The organism is Acidithiobacillus sp. TH-A36 (genome assembly GCF_057473445.1).
Genome location: NZ_JBYCKP010000176.1, coordinates 1 through 1,031, shown reverse-complemented (window position 1 = coordinate 1,031; position 1,031 = coordinate 1). Strand labels below are relative to the sequence as shown.

1 protein-coding gene is annotated in these 1,031 nt (G+C 57.1%); it reads left to right on the top strand.

Annotation, left to right across the window (positions count from 1 at the left end; genetic code table 11):
• Positions 1-1,031: EF-Tu/IF-2/RF-3 family GTPase (locus AC2VLY_RS04785; protein ID WP_486921848.1), on the top strand; the 1,031-nt coding region annotated here is incomplete at both ends.

Below are 1,031 nucleotides of genomic sequence, written 5' to 3'. Positions count from 1 at the left end.
AAGGTAGACCGCCCCGGTGCTCGCGTCGACCATGTCATCAGCGCCACTTTTGATCTTTTCGACAAACTCGGTGCTACCGAAGAACAACTGGATTTCCCGGTTATTTACGCCTCTGGTCTGCAGGGCTATGCGGGTGAGGATCCTGAGGTGCGCTCGGGGGACATGAAACCTCTTTTCGAGATGATTCTGACCCATGTGCATGCCCCGGAAGGTGATCCGGAAGGTCCTTTGCAAATGCAGATTGCCGATCTGGATTACTCCAGTTATGTGGGTCGTATTGCCATTGGCCGGATCCGCCGTGGTTCCATGAAACCCGGCCAGGATATTGTCCTGATTCATGGTGTGGATCAGACCCAGACCAAGGCGCGGATTTTACAGTTGCTGGGTTTTGATGGCCTCAAGCGGGTGCCCTGGGAAACGGCCACGGTGGGCGATATTGTGGCGGTGACCGGTATTGAGGAGCCTTCCATTGGTGCGACCATTGCTGCACCGGAAGCGCCCGAGGCCCTGCCCTGGAAACCCATTGATGAACCGACCCTGAACATGACCTTTCAGGTGAATACCAGCCCCTTTGCCGGGCGCGAAGGCAAGTTTGTCACCAGCCGCCAGTTGCGCGATCGCCTGTACAAGGAGCTGCTCATTAACGTGGCGTTGCGGGTGGAAGATACGGATAATGCCGATGTGTTCATGGTGTCCGGACGCGGCGAGCTGCATCTCACCATCCTCATCGAAAACATGCGCCGGGAAGGCTATGAACTGGCCGTATCCCGTCCCCGGGTGATTCAGCGTCAGGTCGATGGCGTCTGGGAAGAGCCTTATGAAGCCTTGACCGTAGATGTGGAAGAAACCCATCAGGGCACCATCATGGAGCGTCTGGGCATCCGGCGCGGTGAGTTGCAGGACATGATGCCTGATGGCCGTGGCCGGGTGCGTCTGGAATACAAAATTCCCGCACGCGGTCTGATCGGCTTTCATACCGAGTTTCTGACGGCCACTTCCGGTACGGGGGTGATCAGCCATATTTTCGACGG